2 protein-coding genes and 2 pseudogenes are annotated in these 4499 nt (G+C 70.6%); 1 reads left to right on the plus strand and 3 read right to left on the minus strand.

Annotation, left to right across the window (positions count from 1 at the left end):
* Both CCN51_RS50110 and CCN51_RS50115 read right to left on the minus strand, forming a co-directional pair.
* Window positions 1–619: pseudogene (locus CCN51_RS50110) on the minus strand (hypothetical protein); the annotation flags it as partial.
* Window positions 620–836: 217 nt separating this feature from the next.
* On the minus strand, window positions 837–2114 hold the full coding sequence (locus CCN51_RS50115) for an alginate lyase family protein (RefSeq protein WP_014176588.1): 1278 nt from the start codon (window positions 2112–2114) through the stop codon (window positions 837–839).
* Window positions 2115–2306: 192 nt separating this feature from the next.
* On the opposite strand from CCN51_RS50115, the gene CCN51_RS50120 reads away from it, so the two are divergent.
* Window positions 2307–2876, plus strand: a complete 570-nt coding sequence (locus tag CCN51_RS50120) for a hypothetical protein (RefSeq protein ID WP_014176589.1) — start codon at window positions 2307–2309, stop codon at window positions 2874–2876.
* 20 nt (window positions 2877–2896) lie between these two features.
* Here the strand turns inward: CCN51_RS50120 and CCN51_RS50125 are convergent.
* Window positions 2897–4327, minus strand: a pseudogene (locus tag CCN51_RS50125) (FGGY-family carbohydrate kinase); the annotation flags it as partial.
* Window positions 4328–4499: the final 172 nt, after the last annotated feature.

Genomic DNA, 4499 nt, shown 5'->3' on the forward strand with positions numbered 1-4499 from the left:
GGGTGGGAGAGTCGACGACGTGGAGGTAGCGGCGGGCGGTGTAGCTGCTGAGCGGATGCCCGGCCAGCCGTCCGGATGTGAGGTTTCCTACGTCCTTGCTGGTGGGCCGGGAGCGGCTGCTCTGCTGGTAGTAGCTGAAGGTGCCGCGCTTCTGGTCGATCCAGCCGCCGAAGATCACCACATGCTGGGGGGAGTTGAGGATGTCGCCGGGCTTCAGATCGCTGATGCGGATGGCCGTCGACACACTGGGCAGGGAGTGGGTCGACAGGCTGTTCCCGAGCTGCCAGGCCATCGACACATAGCCGGAGCAGTCCTGCCGGTAGGACCTTCCGGTGGCCGCGTCCGGCCACCAGCTGAACGGTGCGCTGGTGCCGTTGGCGCTGTAGGGCACCTTGCGGTCCACCCAGGCTTGGGCGCGCTGGATGATCTGCTGGCGGGTCACCTTGGCACCCGGGACTGCGTCACCCCCGGTACGCCCGGTTTTGGTGACCGTCTGAGAGGTGGCCTGAACGCTGCCGGTCTGGGCTGGGACGGATGCCACGGCGGTGGCGGCGAGCGCGGCCCCGATCAGGCCGTACGCGCCACGCAGCGCCACTGTGCGGAAGGGGGAACGGGACAACGGTGTCTCCTCCGGTGAGTCATGGAATGTGGAGACCACCGTGCTGACCGGAGGAGTTGGCCACCCGACGGCAGCGACGACGTCGCAGGTCAGGGGGGTGGTGAAGAGTGGACAACGCCATTTGTCCACGGACAAAGGCCCCTGCTCCAGGGATCTGTGGATGGTCCGGGAGCAGGGGCCTTGGCCTTGTGTGTGTGGGCGGCGAGCTTTGGTCGGGTCAGTTGGTGTTGTTGGCGTGGGTCAGGGTCTCCCAGGCCACGAAGAGGTTGTTGGTGCCGGCGGGGCGCTGTTGCTCAGTGAGCTTCTGGGTGTTGTCCATGGGGTAGCCGAGGCGGTTGTGCAGGGCGTTGAACCCGACCTCGGTGACCGGGCCCAGGTGGTCCTTGACCGTGCCGCCGCACAGCCAGGAGGGCGGCGCCGTGCCCAGCTCGTACTTGGACTGGAAGCCCAGCGCCTGGCGGAGGCGTTCGCCGACCTGGGGGTAAAGATCCGCACCCTGGATGCGCGAGGTCTCCGCGATATGCGAGATGGCGGAGATGCCGTATCCGGTGTGGGTGAAGTCCCGGCAGGTCTCCTGGGTCAGCCCGGTCACGAACGTGGACTGGCCCTGCCAGTACTTGACGATCTTGTCCTTGGTGTCCAGGCCGCTGCCCGGCACGGTCTTGGGCAGCGCGCCGTCGGACTCGAGGTAGACGTACGCCTGGGTGCGGTTCAGATAGCGGGCGACCGCCTTGTCGTAGCTGGTGCGGTCGTCGAGGAAGACGGAGATGCCGACGGCGGCCTCCATCATGGACAGCTCCCAGTTGCCGTTGCTGTTGGAGCCGTTGATGACCTTGGGGAGGTAGACGTTGCGCAGCATCGTCGCGAAGCGGTTGACGTTCGGCCAGCTGGTGTAGGTGTAGCGGATGATCTCCGCGGCGCGCGGCCACACCGATCCGGCCCAGCCGGTCTGCAGGGGTGCGTTGCTGTTGGTGTGGTCCTTGATCGTGGCCGACCAGGCGTCCATGATCTCGATCGCCTTCTTCGCGTAGCGGTCGTCGCGGGTGACGTACCAGGCGAGCGCATGGGTGTACGCGGCGATGGCGTCCTGCCGCTCATCGGTGCAGCCGTAGTTGGGGTCGGAATACGGGCCGCACTCCACCACTGCCCGCGGCTTAGGCGTGTACGACAGCGAGCCGTACTTGCTCGCCATCATCTGGTCGTACGCGCCTTTCCACGGCGCCGCGCCCGCCTGCACCTTGCCCCGGATGAAGTCGAGTTGGGAGCTGCCGACCAGGACGCCGGGGTGGGTGAACGCGGCGGGTGCGGCGGTCGCGGCGGGCGCGTTCCCGGAGCGCGGCCCGGGGTCCGGCTTCGCGGCCTGGACCTGGGCCTGGGCCGGGCCGACGAGGGCCCCGGCCAGGCAGGCGGCGGACAGGGCGGCGGCGGTGAGCGTGAGGGGCCTTCGCTTGTGGGCGGTACGCGGGTGGGTCGATCGGTCAGGAGTTGCAGGCATGGGGGGGGTTCCCTTCCGGCGGCAGATGCCTGGGCATCTGTTTGTGGACCCGAATTCCGATCACATATGTGATGAGTGGGCGCGGGGGAGAAGATAGGTATAGACCAAGTCGCCGTCAAGAGACCTGACAGCCGCCGTCGGTGGCCCTACGATGCGCTCACCCGACCACACCTCTCCCTCACGGCGGCGTCCATGAGCAACGCGTACTCGCCCATCCCCGAGCTCAACCTCCTCAAGGAGTTCGACGACAAGTTCGGGGCGGAGGGTTACGCCGATGGCTTCGAACTGCTCGACTACGACGACAAGAAGAAGGTCAAGGGCTGGCTGGGAGGTCCGGAGGACCCCAGCAGCGCCGAGTTCTACGACCGGCTGATCCCCTTCGCGCATGCCACCGGCAGTGGTTCGATCTACGCGCTGTGGCGGTGCGACGACCGGGCCGATCTCGCCGACCTTCCCGTCGTGTTCCTCGGCGACGAGGGCGAAGTCTGGGTCCACGCGAGCAACCTACGAGAGCTGCTACGGCTGCTCCCCGTCGAACGTGACTACGCGTACGAGGACGAGGACCTGGACGAGCTCTTCCCGGCGCGTCAGGAATACCTAGCCTGGCTGAACCGGAACTTCGGCCTCGCCCCGCCCGACGAGGACGAGGAAGAGGCCCTGTTCAAGGCCGCCATGCAGGCATTCGCCCCGCAGTTCGCCACATGGCTGGGGCGGTTCACGGGCGAAGACGCGGTCAAGGACATGCTCCGGATACCGCTCTGAGGTTTCAACTGCTCAGAGCGTCAAAGAGACGCGCGCCGGCCGAGCCAACCGCGCTCGCGCAGGGCAGCGGTGAAGGCCGCGTACGACTCGTCGAGCGCGGCGCGTTCCGTTTCGTCCGGCTCGATGTCCCGGCCCGTACGGACCATCGCGGCGGCGCTCGCCGCGAGGTCGGGGTGGAGCGTGCCGGAGGCGGCGAGAAGCGCGGCGCCGAAGGCGGTTTCGGCGTGGTCGGCGACGCGCAGGGGCATGCCGAGGGCGGTGGCGCGGATACGGGTCCACAGGGCGCTGCGGCTGCCGCCGCCCGCGGCCCACAGCGGGCCCTCGACGGGTACGCCCAACTCCCTTACGCGCTCGATGGCGAGGCGTTCCAGGAAGGCGACGCCCTCCAGCTCGGCGCGGTGGCGGTCGGCCTCGTCGGCCGGGGTGCCGAGGAGGAAGCCGCGGGCCTCGCCGCTGACGAAGGGGAAGCGCTCGCCCTCACGGCGCAGGGGGTAGGCGACCACGGACGCGGGTCCGCGGGCGGCCGCGGCCCGGTCGAGGGCGGGGAGCCGGTCGGCGGGGACGTGCGCGAGGGCTTCGCCGCCGGTGTTGGACGCGCCGCCCGGCAGCCACCAGCCGTCGGGGTGACGATGGCTGTACAGCGCGCCGCTCGGGTCGGTGACCAGCTCGCGGGTCACACCCTTGAGGACGTACGTGGTGCCGAGGACGCCCACGAACTGGCCCGGCCGGACGGCCCCGGTGGCGATCTGCCCGGCGCATCCGTCCGTCATCGCGAGACGGACCGAGCAGCCGACCGGCAACCCCGTCTCGTCTGCGGCGGCCGCACACACCGCGCCCACCTCGGTGGCGGGCGCCTGTACGGGCGGCAGCCACTCCGGCGGTACGCCCAGCGCGTCCAGGACCTCGGCGGGCCATTCGCCGACGCGGGCGTCGTAGCCGCTCTTGAGGGCGTGGCTCCAGTCGGTGGCGACCGGGCCGCCGGTGAGCCGCCAGGCGATGAGGTCCGGGGTGTGGAGGAGACGGCGGGTTCGCGCGCGGTCGGGGGTGTCCTCCCCTGCCAGCCACGCGATACGCCCCAGGGCCGCCGTCGGGCCGACCGAGAGGCCGAGGGCCTGCCAGCGGGGGGCGCCGATGCGCTGGGCTCGGGCGTTGAGTTCGGCCGCGCGGCGGTCGTCGTACATCAGGGCCGGGCCGACCGGCTCGCCCGCGCCGTCGGCCAGGACGACCGTGCCGGAGGTCGCCGACGTGGCGACGGCCACGACCTCCCGGCCGCCCGCCGGGAGCGCCGCGGTCGCCCGCCGCAGAGCGGCGGCGACGGCGGGCCACCAGGCGCGGGCGTCCTGCTCGCTGTGGCCGCCGGCGCCGCGGCGCGGTGCGGGCAGCGGCTCGCGCGCCTCCGCGCGGACCTGTCCCTGCTCGTCGACGCACACCACGCGGACCGCCGCCGTGGCGANNCGACGTTGTGCTCATAGGGGTCGGCTCCTTCGGTGCGCAGCGCGGCCGTACAACGGTGGGCCTTGGGGCTCCCCGGCGCGCCCAAGGCCCACCAGCCCCATGTGCGAAGTGAAGTTAACACGAATGACGTTAAGAGCGCGCCCCCGCAGCCCCCGCAGCCCCCGTAGC

Origin of the sequence: Streptomyces milbemycinicus, from assembly GCF_002154605.1 — a bacterium.
GTDB classification, from domain to species: Bacteria; Actinomycetota; Actinomycetes; order Streptomycetales; family Streptomycetaceae; genus Streptomyces; species Streptomyces milbemycinicus.

Bases quoted from the DNA above. Each gene is read 5' to 3' on its own strand.
- CCN51_RS50120 (WP_014176589.1), top strand. From the start codon at position 2,307: ATGAGCAACGCGTACTCGCCCATCCCCGAGCTCAACCTCCTCAAGGAG.
- CCN51_RS50115 (WP_014176588.1), bottom strand. From the start codon at position 2,114: ATGCCTGCAACTCCTGACCGATCGACCCACCCGCGTACCGCCCACAAG.